The following is a 16,821-nucleotide window of genomic DNA, read 5'->3' as shown; positions in this document are numbered from 1 at the left end:
ATTGATATGATCCAGAACAAGACGGGGCTGATCTCAAATACTACTGCTGAGTTCAAAAAAGCGAGGTCTGACATCCTTGAAATTTTAGAGCATGCCTTGAGAGCTTCTCATCCTAGAATATTTCTTCAGCGAGCTTTTGAGCGTCTTGATCTAAATGCGAACAGGATTTTTGTGGTGGGATTTGGAAAGGCATCCGGACAGATGGCAGTTGAGACGGAGAACATTCTGGGCGACAGGATATGTGGAGGAGTTGTCATCACCACCTCTCCTCAAGAAACGAAAAGGATCAAAATTTTGGTTGGAGCGCATCCCATACCAGCCGAAAAGAACGTCTTTGCGACGAAAAGTTTGTTGGAGGTTGTGGACATGGCAAAATATGACGATCTTGTCATATGTTTGGTATCGGGTGGGGGGTCTGCCCTATTAACACTACCCAAACAAGGCGTATCCATCAGATCGTTGACAAAGACAAATGAGCTTCTCCTCAAGTCAGGAGCGAATATCAATGAGATAAATGCAGTGAGAAAGCACTTATCCCAGATAAAAGGCGGTCAGTTAGCAGCCAGAGCGCATCCAGCGAGGTTGACAAGCTTGATAATATCCGATGTCGTGGGTGATAGAGCAGATGTCATCGCCTCGGGTCCGACCGTGCCGGATGATTCCACCTACGCAGATGCGATTGATATACTACGAAAATATGACCTCTGGGTAAGAGTTCCACAGGATATTCGGAGAGTGCTAGAGGAGGGTTATGCAGGCAATCTGGCTGATACGCCGAAGTCAACGGATTCGGTCTTTGAGAGCGCCCATAACGAGATAATTCTAACTAGCAAGATCATGATATCTGCCGCAAAAGAAAAAGCACAGAAGTTAGGCTACTCCACGACAATCATGGAGGATGTCATAGGTGAGGCCAGATTAGAGGGGCCCAGGCATTTAAAAGAAATCCAACACGTAAAGCACCCATCATGCCTGATCAGCGGTGGAGAGTTGACCGTCCAAGTAAAAGGATCAGGCAATGGGGGACCAAACCAAGAGTTCGTTCTATCCTGTTTGAATGAAATCGCCGAGGAAAGAATCGTAATTGCTGCAGTGGATTCTGATGGAATCGATGGATTCACTGATGCCGCAGGAGCAGTAGCTGATGGTAATTCCCTCAAGCGAGCCGAAGAATTGGGCTTGGGCTCCAAAAAATTCCTAGAGAACAACGATTCATATAACTTCTTCAAAAAGATGGATGACCTGATAATGACAGGAAAAACGGGAACAAACCTCAACGATCTACGTGTCGTCCTGTGTTTCTAGAGCTGGCTCCCAATACCCCGAGTAAAATCGGATGCACATTTATGAAGCATATGCTTGCGTTTTTCATAGTTTGGCTTTTCTTGAAGCGGAGGTTGAAGCCTCACCTCAAACTTGTGCAGAGCTTTTAGCCCTCTGGCAAAGCTTCTCCCATAGGCATCAATCCGTTCGAAGTCGTCCACGGTCTTCACCCCCTCAAAGGCGTGATACCTATACAGATCGATGATGCTTTTTCTCCTCATTTCCTCCCCAAAATCAATATTGGTGTTCTCGCGCACGAGCCAGAACAACTCCTTGGTAATTTGCTCCACCATCTCTGTGAGGGCTTTATCTGATCGATGAACGTGGATATGTTCATGCAGGTCAACCTGGGAGAGGGCTCCATAACCAAATTTTTTGTATACCTCTATCAAAATCGCTACGTCCACACCATAATGGCATGGAATCGCTAGGGATTCAAAAACATCTCTTGTCATCGCAATTTCGCCGCTAAGCGGATACTTGAAATCCTCCAGTCCATCAAAGACATTGTACATTCGACACAGAATTTTCAGGATGGGTAGCATGAAGAGTCTTGTCACCCGCCCGCCGAAGATAGTCTTGCCTCTCATCTTGAACCTAGGGCGATGATAATAAGCCTTTGAGAAAAGGATGTCCTTGAAGGAGAGGATGGGGCCTACCAAGCCAGTAGCAAAGCGCTTCTTGATGTTTATAATGTCAGAGTCGAGAAAAACCAGAATGTCTCCCTGCGAACATGCTGCCCCCTTATAGAGCGCATTCCCCTTCCCATGTGTCACATTGGTCTCCAATATTTCACATATTTCTGGTAGGCTTTGATGAATGACCTTGAACTTATCAAAATCTTCAAGCGAGTCAAAGGCTGCCTCGGCTGCCACCTTCATGGTCTCGTATTCAATTTCTCCATCGAGGGTCGAGCCTTCCACCACTAAAATCTCGTCGACGAGCCCTTCATTTACCAGTTTTCCCATCTTAACGATAATTTCCCCAATGGTCTTCTTCTCCCTGAAAGATGGTAGGATGACAGATATCTTAGCCTCCCCTTTCTTACGAAGCAGATCTGGCAGTTCAAAATCAGTACAATCGAAATCGTACATCTAATCCCTCATAGAATATAATCCAACATTTTGCTCAGATCGTCGTTCAATATTATATCGGCAAATTCCTTTATATCCGTCGATGACTCGAAGGTAACTCCCACGCCAGCAGCCTTTATCATGCATTTATCATTAGAGGAGTCGCCAACTGCCACAATTTCAGCAGGAGTAATTTTCAGTTCATCACATAGTTTATGCAGGATATCTCGCTTACAGACTGAATGGATATTACAACCAGCCATACGCGGCTCTAATATATCATTGTTCAGCTTAATTCTGCCCGTGATCTCCTTTTCCCTGACTTCCAATTCGTTTGCAAATGCCCTGTCAATACCTAGTCTTTCTGCCAACCTATTAGCAGCCAGTTGGTAGCTGTCTGTGGCTATAACGGTCATCATACCTGCTTTTTTAGCAGCAACTATGACTTTTTGGACACCTGCCCTAAGCGGGATCTTATCGAATATCTCTAAGAAACGTGCAACAGACAGTCCTTTGAGAAGTTTGGCAATCTCAACGGTCTTTTCAAAATCCTGCAGATTAGATGTGATGATCTTGCGCAGATGCTCTTCAAAGTCCAGCTCTGCTGCTAAAGCGTAGATGGTCCTACCTTCAAGAAGGGTTCCATCCATATCGAGTACTATTAACTTGTAGGGGGCGTTATCACGTCCTTTTCTATATGGCATAAACATCCTTTTCTATTTTATTTTGTTTTATTTTATTTGTCCATTTCATATACCATAAAACTCCTTTTCCATTCAATATACCGTACCAAGATATTCCTTTAAATAATAAGCCCCACTCTCTAATGGTTGACATGAGGTGCATAATCAGCATAGCTGGCTCTGATAGTGGAGGCGGCGCTGGTATCCAGGCAGATCTGAAGACTTTTGCCGCATTAGACGTGCATGGAACCTGTGCAATTACTGCAATCACGGCACAAAACACATGCGGAGTGCAGAAAGTCCACGGCTTGCCCCCAGACGTCGTAGTGGACCAAATGGATTCCATAGTGAAAGATTTCAATGTGGATTATGCAAAAACTGGCATGCTCCACTCAGCTGAGATAGTAAACGCTGTAGCCCAACAGATAAGAAAACACAAGATACCTCTGGTAGTCGATCCGGTGATGACAGCAGAGGCAGGAGGATCGTTGCTTCGACGAAATGCGATTTCATCCCTAGTCGAGGAGCTATTTCCCCTAGCGACGGTTGTAACACCAAACGCCTTTGAGGCAGGTGTTATCGCTGATATGGAGGTTACCGATCGAGAGAGTGCAAAAAGAGCTGCAATCAAAATACATGATTTGGGCGCTAAGGCCGTAATAGTTACCGGCGGGCATCTTGATGGCACGGATGTGTTATATGACGGTGCATTTAAATTGATGGAGGGGGGACTGATAGACGGAGGCGCACATGGTACGGGTTGTACCTATTCTGCCGCTCTGGCGGTCTACTTAGCAAAAGCCTTCGATCTAAAAAATGCTGCAGCCAAGGCAAAGGAGTTCGTTCTGGCATCCATCAGCAGTAGGGTGGGTGTAGGTGGCGGTAGCAGTATTGTAAACCCCTTGGGATTTATCCGAGATAGTGCAGAAAGATACAGTGTGCTGAAAGATGTGCGTAATGCTGTTTCATTACTGGAAAAATGTGAGGGATTCTCAAAACTAATTCCAGAGGTTGGGAGCAATATTGGGATGGCCATCCCAGGTGCCTCTTCCGTAAACGATGTAGCTGCCGTCAGGGGGAGGATCGTACGCATGGACGGTGCAAGGGCTGCAGGAGATGTCGATTTTGGCGCTAGCAGCCATGTCGCACGGTTTATTCTTGAAGCAATGCAATTTGATGAAGAATTCAGGGGAGGCATGAACATAAAATATTCACCAGATATCCTAGCAAGGTGCAAAAAATTGGGATTCTCCGTTACTTCATTTGACAGAGGAGAGGAGCCAAAAGGCATGGAGACAATGGAGTGGGGGGCTCATACTGCGATCAAAAAATTCGGATTCGTTCCAGATGTCATCTATGACTTGGGCAGCGTGGGAAAAGAGCCGATGATAAGAGTCCTGGGATGTTCTGCCACAGATGCAGCCCAAAAAGTGATTAAAATAGCAAAACGATAAATAAGGATGAAGGATGAGAGAGAATGGGTGTTAAACCAACATACGTCAAAAGTGTCGGAAACAAACTGATAAAAATGTATCCAGATGTGTTTGTAGCGGATTTCGACGAGAACAAGAAGCACGTATATGAGCATACGGACATCAAAAGCACGGCGATCAGAAATAGGATCGCAGGATATATAACCACCCAATTAAAACCTAAGAAAGGAGGGGGGAAAAATGTTTGAAGGGATCTTTCCGGCTCTTATCACACCATTCACTAAAGATGACAAAGTGGATGAAGACGGTTTGCGCTCGAACATCAATTTTGCCATCGAGAATGGAGTGTCTGGGATAGTTCCTGCCGGATGTACCGGGGAGGCGGCCACGCTCTCGCATCAAGAGCAGAAGAAGATCATCGATGTTGCCATAGATGCATCCAGAGTTCCAGTCATCCCTGGAACCGGTTCGAATAATACGAAAGAGGCGATTGAACTCACAAAATATGCATCAGATGCCGGTGCAGATGCTGCTATGCTGATCACGCCCTACTACAATAAGCCGACCGATGCAGGCTTAATCACGCATTATAAGACGGTTGCAGAAAAATGTGACATTCCGATCATACTGTATAATGTTCCATCTAGGACGAGCAAGAACATGAGTGCGGATGTCGTGGCCGAACTTGCAAAAGTGGAGAACATCGTCGGAATCAAGGAGGCTAGCGGCGATATTAACCAGGTTTCCAAGATAATCGAGTTAACGCGTGATCTGGACTTCGTCGTGCTCTCTGGAGATGATGCATTAACGTTACCAATTATGGCGTTGGGCGGCAAGGGAGTGGTGTCAGTTGCAGCCAACATCATTCCGAGGCAAGTGAGCGACATGGTAACTGCGTTTCTGGACGGCAGGCTGGACAGAGCCAGAGAGCTGCATTACATCCTATCGCCTTTATTCCGCGCCCTTTTCCTGGAGACGAATCCGATTCCAATTAAGACTGCAATGGGCTGGCGGGGCTTAGCGGCAGGCAAACTTCGCCCCCCACTCTACACACTGAGTGAAAAGAATGCGACAAATCTAAGGAGCGTATTGGAGTCACTGGTGATATTATGATCAAAGTCGCCGTTACTGGCGCCTGCGGACGTATGGGCTCCTTGATAGCACAGAACGTTCTGCAAGAGGGGGACATGGAACTCGTGGCAGCGTTTGACGTGAGGGGCGTGGGCTCAGATATGGGAGGAGTGAAAGTTTCAGATGCAAAAGATGTCGGTGAAATGCTCACGAAAAAAAATCCAGATGTACTGGTTGACTTCACCACCGCGAGCGGAGCAGTGGAGAATGCGATATTTGCGGCCGAGCATGGCGTGAATTTGGTCATAGGTACGACTGGATTCACACCTCGGCAACAAGCCCAAATGGAAAGAGCTATCGATGAGAAGGTAGCAGCGGTCATATCTCCCAATTTTTCTGTTGGTGTGAACGTGTTTTGGAAGATGATAGGGGAAGCGGCCAAGCATCTAGAGGGCTATGATGTCGAGATCGTCGAGGCTCATCATCGGCAAAAAAAAGATGCACCCAGTGGCACTGCAACGCGTGCAGCAAAGATAATAAGCGATGCCCTGGGCGGGAAAAAAATAATATATGGGCGAGAGGGACTTTGTCCAAGAGAGGACGAAATCGGAGTCCATGCAGTTCGAGGCGGAGATATCGTGGGAGACCATCTGGTCCTGTTTGCCGGAGACGGCGAAAGGATGGAGATCATACACAGAGCGCATAGCAGGCAGGCGTTTGCTTCTGGAGTCCTCCGAGCAATAAGGTGGGTCGTCAATTCGAAGAAGGGAATACATTCGATGGAGGATGTCCTCGGGATATAGCAGACTTAATATTTACCTGGAAGGTGTGATTTAAGCATGATCAAAGCAGGAATACTCGGTGCAACCGGAGCAGTGGGCCAGCGGTTCGTCCAGTTATTGGCAGACCACCCGTGGTTTGAGTTGACATCACTGACCGCATCCGAGAGGAGCGTAGGCAAAAAATACGGCGAAGTGGCAAGGTGGCGGCTGGGTATACCACTACCCGACAGTGTAAAAGACCTGGAGGTTTTGCCGACCTCTCCGGAAGAAGTGGACGCAGACATCGTGTTCTCAGCGCTGCCAGCCTCCATTGCGAAAGAGGTGGAGCCCAAATTTGCAGAAGAAGGGTTCGTGGTAGCGAGCAATGCCAGCGCCTACAGAATGGAATGCGACGTACCCCTCATTATACCCGAGGTCAACCCGGATCATCTGGGCTTGATAGAAATACAAAGGGATAATCGCAATTGGGAGGGGTGCATAGTCAACAATCCAAACTGCACGACCATTATGATGGCAATCACGCTTGGACCTTTGATGCGCTTCGACATAGAGCGTTTGTACGTTGCAACCATGCAGGCCGTCTCTGGTGCCGGTTATGAGGGTGTGGCGTCAATGGCAATCCTCGATAACGTCATTCCTTACATAGGGGACGAAGAGGGGAAGGTGGAAAGCGAGGCCCAGAAGATCTTGGGCACATTTGACGGCTCTAAAGTGGAAAATGCGGGCTTCTCAATAAGCGCAAGTTGTCACAGGGTTCCTGTGATAGACGGGCATACCGAGGCAATATGGGCTATAATGAGAGAAGACCCAACGCCGGAGGAGGTCAGGGAAGTATTTCTGGAATTCAGATGTGATGAGGTGAAAGGGCTTCCTACCGCGCCGGAAAAATCGATCATCGTGCATGATGCAGAAGATAGACCCCAACCAAGGTTGGACAGAGATGCAGGTAATGGCATGAGCGTTTCGGTCGGCAGGATCAGAGAGGGCATAAGGTATATCGCCATGGGGCACAACACGATCCGGGGAGCTGCAGGCGCATCTGTGCTGAATGCAGAGCTCCTCGCGAAGAAGAAGATGATTTAATTAGCCTATTCTTGACGAACCTCTTGGCGGATGATGTATCCGAGGGCGCCCCTCAGAACTATGATCGTGCCCACTATGGTCAGCTCCTCGATGGTTCTGGCGACGACGGTCCTTATGATTTCGGCTCCGAGCATGTAATCCAACGATAACATCAGATAGCTTGCTAATTCATTGCTAAACGATGGACAGCCTCTGATCAGCTTCAGCGTGCAGACTACGACCCCCCAGCAGATTACGATAATTCCCAACAGCTCCAGTATAAATGCGATTGTAAGAAAGGCTGGAGCGGCAAGATCGTAAAACACCATACTATCCTCCATCTCTTTTTGTTAGGAGACGATATTTAAGTTTATTTATGCTTCGGCTGGGATAAAGTTAGTTTTTCAGCCGACTTCATTCACTGAGTTTTAATTCCTAGGTCAACTTTCTGATGAAAAATTTTTACTGTCTAAAAAGAGCCTATAAAATTCCGCTTTTGACCCTGATTAGTACTGTTAAAAGAATATTTATTGCGATTAATAGTTGTTAAGCGTAATTGCTCGGCGGCGCTTTAAAAAAGAAACTTTTATGATTTATTTAAATAACTAAGCTAACATGAAAAACAATCTTGATTTAAAAAGAAAAATTCTTGGGCTCTTATGCTTATTGTGGGCTATTGGACTCCCATTTTTAATGGGAGTCAAATCAGATGGATTATACTGGGGCACAATCCTATTTTTCACTAGGACTATATTTTATTATTTACTTCCTCCTTACATGATCTGGCTCTTACCCACTCTTTTTACAGGAATATACCAGATTTTTGCAAGGCAAGAAAAAAGTTTGGATAAAGCTATTTTATATGGTGGTTTAATTTTGACTATTATCGCTTCATTTATTTTCTTCCTCACGCCTTATAATCCGTCCACACCTCATGAATACACTGCACTGGTAATAGTTGTTGGCGCAGGTTTGTTAATATTATTAAATGCTCTTTGGAATTTTAAGGTAGAGAGAAAATGGCTTTTAAATGCCAGAATAATCGCGATTATTTTAATAACCATTTTTCTGTTCACATTATTTTATTCTGCAGTTTATGGGAGGCCATTTGTGGATTTTTTTAGGTCTTTATTAGGTTACCTTCCTTAATCTTAAAGCAATCAAAAAAATCGTGGCTGTTTCCACATGCCTTTATAGGCAATTTCTATTCGTGGACTAACTAATAAGCTTTCAAGTTGGTGAATATTAAGATTTTTAAGCGATAATAGTTAAAAATAAAAACAACGCGCCGCTTCGCAACTCAAAATTTCTTTCAGAAATTTTGCCACGCCCTGCGGGCTTTCACTTCGTTCAGGACGCCTAACAGCAATTAACAGGGAAATTCCTGCGAAATTTCCTCAAATTCGCCGAGGGCGAACTCCTGTTAATCGCGATGTTATATGACATTTCGTTCCTTCACCACTGGAAAAAGAGGTCTTATAAATCATCAATGTTAGTGATGTTATGATGAAATATAAAAAAGAACAGAACTTTTGGGGAATAGTTGATGAAACAAAAAGAAGACTTCTCTCTCGCTTAAGGATAGAAACATCACTAATTGATTATCTTAATTATGATGAGTATAGAATGAAATTTGAAAGTATTCCAGATTCTCTCATAGAAGAATGGGCTATATTAAAAGAAGAATATAAAGATACACCTGCGGCAGATTTTAATAGAATCAAGGGTTTTCTTTATGAAGCTCTTTTTTACTATGCTTGCATGAAGGCACAAACTGTTTTTCTCGACGCAGAATTATGTGAATTTGGGGGAGCTAAATTTGAAGAACCTCCGCCTTGGTTTGAGTGTATTCCATTGTACGATATTATTCCCAATTTACATTACATTTGGGAAAAGAATGAGAAAAAGCGAAAAGCCCCCCAAACAAAGGTTGATTTCTTGGTAATCTATGTATATGATAAGGGACCATTGCCACCGGCCCTTATTGAAGTGAAATCTAGTAAAGAACTAATAAAGTATAACAGAGAGGAGCTAAATTGGCAAATTATAGCAGCGATGAGGCTTGGTTTTATCTTTCAAGTAGCTTATCCTGACCCAAACATAAAATCAACATATCCAAGGTCATTAAGGGAATGGGAGATAAAAACACCTTGTTCTAGGTGCGAAGGATTAAGCGATGATTTCAGAAAATGCAGTAAATGCGGGGAGGATATATTTCCTTTTACTATAGTAGATACACACTATACATTAAGGGAGTTGATAGGAAGGTTAGGAAAAAACTATAATGTTAGATTTTAAAATGATAAATCAGATAAAAGTACAATCAATAAACAAAAACAATTATGTAAGGGATATGAGTTTAAACATAAGATTATTAAATGGCGGCTTTGGGGCGGATGCTTCGGCTCCCTTGACCACATTGCACTCTAATTCCACTTCGTTCCGTTCGGGGCGCATTATAACAGTTAAGCGATTCGTTCCTCCTTTGGGTTACTTAATAATATAAAGAAAAAAGATTTTCCAAAACGCTTTTATATGGCAGGTTAATTAAAAGGATGATAAATAATATGCCTGAAGAAGACCAGGAATGCTGCCCTGAATTCGATCCTGAAAGATGGGACAAAAAAATGTTCAGTTGGAAAAACAAGCTCTTTATAAAAGAGTCCATCCCTACGTTATTCCATATTCCTTTCCCCCCGATGATAGGGAAAAAAATAACAAAAATGTGGAAAATGGCAGAGGAATCAAATACGGCTCCGCTCAAAAAAGAGGATGCTTTGATATTATTTGCCGATCCGAGTCCTTTCAAATCGGAATTGTATTTGTCTGTTACAGGAACCGTCCCAGATGCAAACAATGTAACGATTTCCGGAACATTTTTAAGCAGAGTTTTTGAGGGTCCCTATAACGCAATTCCGAAATACATAAAACAAATGGACGAATATCTGGCAGTCAAAGGAAAAAAAGCTGAAAAATATTATGTCCACTATGCTTACTGTCCGAAATGTGCAAAAGAAAGCGGACATAACTACCTTATTCTTTTTGCAGAAGTTTAAATCCCCCGTATCCAATTGATGATTATGTCACCAATACCCGTCCTGATCTTATTAATCGTGATAGGGTTACCTGCTCTCGTATTATGGCATTCAAAAAATACAAAATATCAGTGCCCGAAATGTAAGGAAAAATTCAAGATATCTTTCTTTACTGATCTTATCAGTCCTCACTGGATAACCTTTACAGGCGGATACAAATATCTTGAGTGTCCAAATTGTAAAATTCGTATAAAGGCAAAAGAAATAAAATAAATAATAATGGTGGTGGGGTAGAAAATGATGATAGAAATTTTACTTGCAATTATCTTGATTCTTTTAGTTTTACTGATTTTCTTGACCTTGAAAAGCAAAAAAGTTGAACCGAAGGATATTGAGGCTGCCGTCTCAGGCACTTGGATAAAACTGGGTTTAGATGAAAAAATAGGCGCAGTGGAAAGCCATGCAAAGGACATCAGAGACAGTTATAAATCCTTTGAGCAAATGCTTCGGGTGCCCACAGAAAGATCATCTTTCGGAGAGCTCTCCCTGGAGACGATGCTTTCAGACCAGCTTCCCCCGGACATGTACGGCATAAGAAAGCGAACCCTTGACGGGAAGACTCCAGACGCATACATAAGGTCAACGGTTGGGATCATCTGCATAGACTCCAAGTTTCCTTTGTATAACTTTGGAAAGATGTTGGATGCAGAGGATGTCAAAGAAAAGGAGGCTTTCAAAAAACAATTTATAAGGGATACACAAGGTCATCTCGACAAGATAGCCTGCGATTATGTGTGCCCGGAAAAAGGTTCTGCAGAGTTTGCTTTTGCCTACATACCCTCTGAGGGAATCTACTATTTCCTGGTAAATGAGGCGTTTGATATGCTGCGGGAGTATACCAAGAGAGGTGTTCAGGTGGTATCGCCGCTGACTCTTTCCCATAAAATCGAACTCATAAAGGCCGGCGTTCATGCAAAGAAACTTTCAGAAGATGCAGAAAAAGTGAGAGATAATCTCCTCAGGCTATCGCAGCGGTTCGGAGAGGTCGATGAGGTGTGGCGCATTTTTTACAGAACTCACTTTAAAAATTTGGAAACCAAGGCAGAAGAATTGGATTATGCCTATAACAAACTAAGAGATGAGTTTGAAAGAGTCTCGAAGATGGGTGAGGAAGATTAAGTTAGGTAGTTTTGGAAATATGAAAGATGGCAGAAGATATAAAAAAGGAAATCTAATGATAAGAAGGTTATAAGACAAGTCTTATCTGGCTGTGAGGGGGCGAGGAATTTAGGTATCGTGCCGAGGGCACGAATCCAGATAAGTTTTTTTAGACCGCATTTTGAGAGGGTTTTTATTAGACGATCTTAGGGACATATTTTATTCTTAATCTAACTTTTCTATTTTGCGAAATAGCTTCAGACTTCAGATATTCTATCATTTTATCTATATAAATAAGAACTTCTGGTTGACCTGCTTTTTCTCTATATTCAAAATATTTGAAATTATGATATTTAACAATGCTAGAATCAATTTTTCCCCCAATATTTGGAGGATATATCAAAGTCACTTCAATTGCATTAGGTCGTCTTAAATAATTTTCTAAGGTAATAAAATAACGCGGTGAATATTTTTTCCATTGTTTTATAGTCTTCTCTTGTTCAATTGAATCCCATTTATCACGTCTTAACGGTTGCAAATATTCAGGTGGAATATCGACAACATCTTTCATTACATAAACAGTTTTCGGACTTTCTTCAGAAATACTTCTAAGAAATGCTTCTCTCTTCTCAAAAAGTTCCTGATCTTCAACATCAAAAAGATCCTCTATTTTGAAATCGCCATCAATAACAATTCCAGCAGGTCTTGCAAGACCCGTAAGTCTAGAAGCCATGTTCAAAATGTGTCCTGTGTAATCTAAAATACGGTCATTGGATTTAAGACAACAAGCAGTTCCACGAGAAATTCCTATGCCAATTCTGCTAGGTACATCAAAGTTAATCATAGGATCGTCAGCACAAATATGTGCAAATTCTTCATAACATCTTAGACAAGATTTTATGGTATCGGAGGCCACTTCTTTAAGTGTTGTTTCTTTATAAGGGATTGTAATTAGCAAACCATCACCTGTGGACTTGTAGAATGATGCCGTATTAAAATAATCATCAATAAGTCGCTTATAAACTCTCTTGATATACATTGCAGTATCAGGAGACTCATGTCTTTTACTAAATGCAGAAAATCCCCTTATATCCACAAATACAACTATTATGAATTCTGAGTGACCTTCTGCTGTGTCTAAATATTCTCTAAATTGGCGATGCATTTTAACGTCCTATTTATGATAATTGTTAATACAGTATTTAAATCATATTATGATGTCGTCTAACTAATCATATGCAAATCCCTCAAAAAGATTCTTATTTTATCTTACTACCCAATCATTTTTTTTATCTTACTACCCAATCATCTCCTAACTCGCCAGAATTTTTATCTTCGGAATATTTCACCTGATCAAGAATGAGATTAGAAATTTATAAAGGTCGAAGACGGAGCCGATCATTTTTCTGAAGATTTTTCCAGCGATTTTCTGATCTTAACCAACTCATCAAGAATTTTCGAGTTGATGTCCTCTTCTTCATAAGTTTCTACTGCCACTGGTTTTTTGCCTCTGACAAACCCCATTATCAGCTCTCTTAATTCCTCAAACTGCTCCACACCCTCTATCTTTATCTCAGCCGTCCCACCGGATGGAGCAGAATAGCCGGCGGTTTGGATTTTGAGGGATGCTATCCTAAGCATTCTTGATATGGGACCCTGAGCGATGTCGATATTGGTTATCCTGTTATAAGGCACAATCCCGGTATTTTTGAACCATACCCCTCTTCTCCAAACCATTTCATTTTCGGTAAGTTTGTAAAGCATCGTATCGTAGTATTTTGGGATCCAATAGGCTACGAAAATCAAAAGAGCCAGAAGAGGCACTAAAACGAAAAAAGTAACTAAAAATGGAGCCGTCCTCCCTGCAAAGTAAACCACTGGGATGCACCAGGGTAAAATACCGAAAAGGGTTCCGAGCATCAAATAAATGTAATAAAGACTTTTAAATTGCTGGGCTGGCCTAAATTCTTCACCGACCTTTGTGTTAAGGACTGCCTGCATGGTCTCACTTTTAGTTTCGTATTTATTAATTCAGTCTATACTTATCTTTTATGTTTTAAATAATCATTACCCCATCATTTTAGCCAAGTATAAAAGCGTAAAAACTGGATGTGATAAGGGTTTAAAAGCTTTATGGTAGATGTTGAACAATATAATTTATAATAGATTCAAAGAAGGAGAAGTTAAGATGTTGAGTACAAATTTGAAACACCTCGAAACAGAACAAGATATCAAAGAAGTCCTGGAAAACAATGAAAACGTCATGATTTGTTGTGGGAGAATGGGGGCGATGTGCACTCCTGTTTACCGTATCATGGAGGAGTTGGAGAAAGTGTACACCCATGTTGCATTCCGCGATCTGGATTTTGACATAACAGCTGCAGTTTTTATTAAAAAATTGCCTGAGTGTAAATCTTTCATGGGATTGCCATTCACCATATACTTCAAGAATGGTAGAGTTGTGGCTGCCACGGCCAGCATTCAAACTAAGGTCAATGTGACTAGAATGTTGGATAAGGTGTTCGGCAATGCATTTTGACTGGATTGTAATTGTCGCTTAAGTTAAGAATAGTGTGAAGCAGGTGCAAGTTTTTATTCAAAGAAATCATCGATTATTTTTTTGGCATCGTCAAGCGTTTTATATTCCGCATTTGTTACACCAGGAGAACCTGCAATCATGGCAGAAAGCCTTTTTCTATCTTGGGGGCGGTACAAACAAAGAACTCTTTTTTGATTTTCCACGGCTCTCCCGATTTCATAACCCACCCCTAAAGAGGGCGTAGTAACTTCAGCAACCACAACATTGGATTGTAGAAACCACTCAAGGTCCCGCTTATGGATATAATCGTCTTCGACGCCATCCTCACCTAAAAGTGCAAGATTTTTATCTCCCACATGTTCTGTAAGAACTTCGCCATATTTTTTTAGATGTTCAATTATCTGAAGATATAGCTCCGCATCCTCTCGCCCCCCTCTAATTGAACCTGCAAAATAAATCTTCATAGCATGATATAGAAAAAGGCTTTACTTAAAAAAACTTGCCCTGATTGATAGTGCATTTAAACCCGATTAAAAGCACTTTTTCCTTTCTATTATTTGGAGTTAAAACCGCACTATAGAATTTTTTTTTCAATTAATTTCTATTGTATTGACTTGATCTGATCAGGTTTCAATTTAATTCCCATCAATCTAATCATATTTCATTGATTGTTTTGAGCGTATTCGCATAATTGGAAGCCATTTAGACACTCGGTTCTGATAGGATTCATAATCTTTACCAAGTATTTTTACTAGGTCGTTTTCTTCATATGTTGCCATCTTATCATATATGATAAAGAACGCCATCCAAATTCCGAGTGAGATTAATGAAGGGCTTAGGAAAAAGAAACCCAGACAAAACAGTAGTGTTCCGAGATACATGGGATGTCGAACCCACGCATAAACACCCGAATCGAGGAGTTGCTGGTTATCCTTTGTTCCACCCAAAACTACATTATGTGATTTTGATATAAGGTATAAGCTCAAACCCAAAAAAACACTTGCTGGAAGTATTAGCATGGGTAACGAAATTAATCCAACTAAAACTGTGGAATATCCGAAGGTAAAGAAACTTATGGTATCTGTTCCCCATACGACAAAAAACAAAATTATCATTATTAATTGAATTTTATCGCAAAGTGGGTGTTCAGAGCCTAAACCATTTGAAATTGAAATCACCACCTTTCAAATCGATTGATGACAACTTAAGTCACTTTATGTTTATGGGTTACGTACTTTTGTGTTTATATACTTTTTTTTATGACTCGCCCATGCTCATTTTTTCATTTTCAAGGCAAGAGATTTTAAAATCTCGTTTATCTGATGAATGTGAGGATGATCGAAATCATCGCTTCTCTCCTGATTTTGGCATTCCTACCCATCGTGGTGTTGTGTTCATGTATTCTCTGTATGCGTTCCCATACTTCTGGAGACAAAAGCTTTCTTCAGAATTTACGAGAATATGTGACAGGATTAAGAATGCAATCGCCAATAGCAGAAATATCCAAGAAACACATGCTATGCCTGTGCCGACGAATATCAAGAACATGCTGAGATACATAGGGTTTCTTGAAATTCTGTAAGCCCCTTTAATGACCAACTCGTCTACAGGGGTGCTAAAAAAATTGAATGCTGCTATGGTCCCGATAATCACGCCCAGCAAATAAATGGTTAACCCAACGTAGAACCAGGCTGTGCCCGGTTTAAGCGGCAAGAAGACGCTGTAAATAATTGGAATAAAAAAGGTAACGTTTATGATAAACGAGAGTTTTTTCTGAGGCTTAGTAAGGCCTATGTCAGGTTGAAGGGCTTTTTTAATGACATTCTCATCGATTATCCGCCTTGAAGACAACATATAAGGCAACACATTGTAAGATATTGCATAAAGCATTAAAATCCAAGCGTTCCATAAACCAATTTCAAAGACAGGTATGAGCGACATTCTTATCTTGTCCCTCTACAATTTCTTAGCCTTTACGTTATGTCGGAGCGCTCGTATGATGCCGAGCAAGAAGTTTGCTCTTGGAACCTTTTGCATATAGCTTTTATAAACATCACCAAATTTCTCAATCCCGGATTCGTCTCCTTCTACTATCCCTAAATAGAAAATAATCATAACTGGAATGCCAATGAACGTCACTAACCAATTTTGGGCAATAAGAATTAGTGCAAGACCAAGGAATATCCCGCCTAAAAATTGGGGATGTCGAACGATGGCATAGATTCCACTATCGACAAAAACCGTTGTCTTAACAAAACTTTGGCCTTTCTGCACTCCGCCCTTTCTGCGAAGTTCAAAGATGGGCAACTAACCAAAAATAGCTGATATGAATAGAATTATCCAGCCGATATTTCTGATAACTTCTGTGCCAGCTTGGTTATACAGAAAAAAAGTCAAAATAATTTGAGAGATTATTAAAACAGTTAAAATAATGTGTGAAAGGGTGTGTAAAAGACTCATTTTACGGCTCTGTAGAAAACCTTCCCTCTCAAATCTAGCTTAATGCAAACTCTTATAAAAAGTAAGTATCCCCTAAGTGATAGCAGAAGACCAACAACAGGGGATGGATGTAAGTGTCTACGATAGGTATATTAAGTTTATTGTATTGATACGGCTTGGCAATAACAGGGAACTCAAGGGCTCCCATGTACTCGAACAAGTA

The 16,821-nt window shown here is 41.7% G+C and carries 20 protein-coding genes; 11 read left to right on the top strand and 9 right to left on the bottom strand.

Features of this window, described 5'->3' with window-relative positions:
- The first annotated feature begins 6 nt into the window (after nucleotides 1–6).
- Complete coding sequence (locus PHI74_05540; GenBank protein ID MDD5485466.1) at nucleotides 7–1,305, top strand: glycerate kinase; 1,299 nt, start codon at nucleotides 7–9, stop codon at nucleotides 1,303–1,305.
- Here the strand turns inward: PHI74_05540 and PHI74_05535 are convergent.
- Nucleotides 1,302–2,417: a glycosyltransferase gene (locus PHI74_05535; GenBank protein MDD5485465.1), complete on the bottom strand. Its 1,116-nt coding sequence runs from the start codon at nucleotides 2,415–2,417 to the stop codon at nucleotides 1,302–1,304. The genes PHI74_05540 and PHI74_05535 overlap by 4 nt on opposite strands.
- An 8-nt stretch (nucleotides 2,418–2,425) precedes the next feature.
- A complete protein-coding gene (locus tag PHI74_05530; GenBank protein MDD5485464.1) occupies nucleotides 2,426–3,100 on the bottom strand; it encodes an HAD-IB family phosphatase in 675 nt (224 codons plus the stop codon).
- Between the two features lie 122 nt (nucleotides 3,101–3,222).
- Between PHI74_05530 and thiD the strand changes: the two genes are divergently transcribed.
- Genes thiD through asd form a run of 5 tightly spaced genes read left to right on the top strand, consistent with a single transcriptional unit; the run spans nucleotide 3,223 to nucleotide 7,448 of the window.
- The gene (gene thiD, locus PHI74_05525; protein MDD5485463.1) at nucleotides 3,223–4,533 is read left to right on the top strand and encodes a bifunctional hydroxymethylpyrimidine kinase/phosphomethylpyrimidine kinase; all 1,311 of its coding nucleotides are present in this window, start codon (nucleotides 3,223–3,225) and stop codon (nucleotides 4,531–4,533) included.
- Between the two features lie 23 nt (nucleotides 4,534–4,556).
- Nucleotides 4,557–4,760 (top strand): 30S ribosomal protein S17e, encoded by a 204-nt coding sequence (locus PHI74_05520; GenBank protein MDD5485462.1) that lies wholly within the window; start codon nucleotides 4,557–4,559, stop codon nucleotides 4,758–4,760.
- On the top strand, nucleotides 4,753–5,625 hold the full coding sequence (dapA, locus tag PHI74_05515) for a 4-hydroxy-tetrahydrodipicolinate synthase (GenBank protein ID MDD5485461.1): 873 nt from the start codon (nucleotides 4,753–4,755) through the stop codon (nucleotides 5,623–5,625). The genes PHI74_05520 and dapA overlap by 8 nt, the downstream gene beginning before the upstream one ends.
- On the top strand, nucleotides 5,622–6,386 hold the full coding sequence (dapB, locus tag PHI74_05510; GenBank protein ID MDD5485460.1) for a 4-hydroxy-tetrahydrodipicolinate reductase: 765 nt from the start codon (nucleotides 5,622–5,624) through the stop codon (nucleotides 6,384–6,386). The genes dapA and dapB overlap by 4 nt, the downstream gene beginning before the upstream one ends.
- 36 nt (nucleotides 6,387–6,422) lie before the next feature.
- Nucleotides 6,423–7,448, top strand: coding sequence for an aspartate-semialdehyde dehydrogenase (gene asd, locus PHI74_05505; GenBank protein MDD5485459.1), 1,026 nt, complete (start codon nucleotides 6,423–6,425; stop codon nucleotides 7,446–7,448).
- 5 nt (nucleotides 7,449–7,453) lie between these two features.
- Here asd and PHI74_05500 read toward each other — a convergent pair whose 3' ends face one another.
- A complete protein-coding gene (locus PHI74_05500; GenBank protein MDD5485458.1) occupies nucleotides 7,454–7,768 on the bottom strand; it encodes a DUF1622 domain-containing protein in 315 nt (104 codons plus the stop codon).
- 274 nt (nucleotides 7,769–8,042) lie between these two features.
- Here PHI74_05500 and PHI74_05495 point away from each other — a divergent pair, with 274 nt between their 5' ends.
- The 4 genes from PHI74_05495 (at nucleotide 8,043) to rmuC (ending at nucleotide 11,641) form a co-directional block, all read left to right on the top strand.
- Nucleotides 8,043–8,576 carry a hypothetical protein gene (locus PHI74_05495; protein ID MDD5485457.1) on the top strand — a complete coding sequence of 178 codons (534 nt, stop codon included), beginning with the start codon at nucleotides 8,043–8,045 and terminating at the stop codon, nucleotides 8,574–8,576.
- A gap of 357 nt (nucleotides 8,577–8,933) precedes the next feature.
- Nucleotides 8,934–9,725, top strand: coding sequence for a hypothetical protein (locus PHI74_05490; protein ID MDD5485456.1), 792 nt, complete (start codon nucleotides 8,934–8,936; stop codon nucleotides 9,723–9,725).
- 257 nt (nucleotides 9,726–9,982) lie between these two features.
- A complete protein-coding gene (locus PHI74_05485; protein MDD5485455.1) occupies nucleotides 9,983–10,483 on the top strand; it encodes a hypothetical protein in 501 nt (166 codons plus the stop codon).
- A gap of 276 nt (nucleotides 10,484–10,759) precedes the next feature.
- A complete protein-coding gene (gene rmuC, locus PHI74_05480) occupies nucleotides 10,760–11,641 on the top strand; it encodes a DNA recombination protein RmuC (protein ID MDD5485454.1) in 882 nt (293 codons plus the stop codon).
- Between the two features lie 175 nt (nucleotides 11,642–11,816).
- Here the strand turns inward: rmuC and PHI74_05475 are convergent, their stop codons facing one another.
- Nucleotides 11,817–12,785, bottom strand: a complete 969-nt coding sequence (locus tag PHI74_05475) for an adenylate/guanylate cyclase domain-containing protein (protein MDD5485453.1) — start codon at nucleotides 12,783–12,785, stop codon at nucleotides 11,817–11,819.
- Nucleotides 12,786–13,018: 233 nt separating this feature from the next.
- The gene (locus tag PHI74_05470) at nucleotides 13,019–13,621 is read right to left on the bottom strand and encodes a PH domain-containing protein (protein ID MDD5485452.1); all 603 of its coding nucleotides are present in this window, start codon (nucleotides 13,619–13,621) and stop codon (nucleotides 13,019–13,021) included.
- Nucleotides 13,622–13,760: 139 nt separating this feature from the next.
- Here PHI74_05470 and PHI74_05465 point away from each other — a divergent pair, with 139 nt between their 5' ends.
- Nucleotides 13,761–14,159: a hypothetical protein gene (locus PHI74_05465; protein ID MDD5485451.1), complete on the top strand. Its 399-nt coding sequence runs from the start codon at nucleotides 13,761–13,763 to the stop codon at nucleotides 14,157–14,159.
- A 53-nt stretch (nucleotides 14,160–14,212) separates the two neighbouring features.
- On the opposite strand, the gene PHI74_05460 is transcribed toward PHI74_05465, so the two are convergent.
- From PHI74_05460 to PHI74_05445, 4 genes are all read right to left on the bottom strand, one after another.
- Nucleotides 14,213–14,623, bottom strand: coding sequence for a nucleoside 2-deoxyribosyltransferase (locus tag PHI74_05460; GenBank protein ID MDD5485450.1), 411 nt, complete (start codon nucleotides 14,621–14,623; stop codon nucleotides 14,213–14,215).
- A gap of 186 nt (nucleotides 14,624–14,809) precedes the next feature.
- Nucleotides 14,810–15,337, bottom strand: coding sequence for an isoprenylcysteine carboxylmethyltransferase family protein (locus tag PHI74_05455; protein ID MDD5485449.1), 528 nt, complete (start codon nucleotides 15,335–15,337; stop codon nucleotides 14,810–14,812).
- Between the two features lie 166 nt (nucleotides 15,338–15,503).
- The gene (locus tag PHI74_05450; protein MDD5485448.1) at nucleotides 15,504–16,013 is read right to left on the bottom strand and encodes an isoprenylcysteine carboxylmethyltransferase family protein; all 510 of its coding nucleotides are present in this window, start codon (nucleotides 16,011–16,013) and stop codon (nucleotides 15,504–15,506) included.
- Nucleotides 16,014–16,115: 102 nt separating this feature from the next.
- Entirely contained in the window at nucleotides 16,116–16,466 is a 351-nt protein-coding gene (locus PHI74_05445) for a methyltransferase (GenBank protein MDD5485447.1), read from the bottom strand.
- Nucleotides 16,467–16,821: the final 355 nt, after the last annotated feature.

The sequence above is a fragment of the Methanocellales archaeon genome (assembly GCA_028715985.1).
Lineage (GTDB): Archaea > Halobacteriota > UBA148 > UBA148 > UBA148 > UBA148.
Note: the sequence above shows the minus strand (reverse complement) of the source record. Positions and strands in the feature narration are given on the sequence as shown.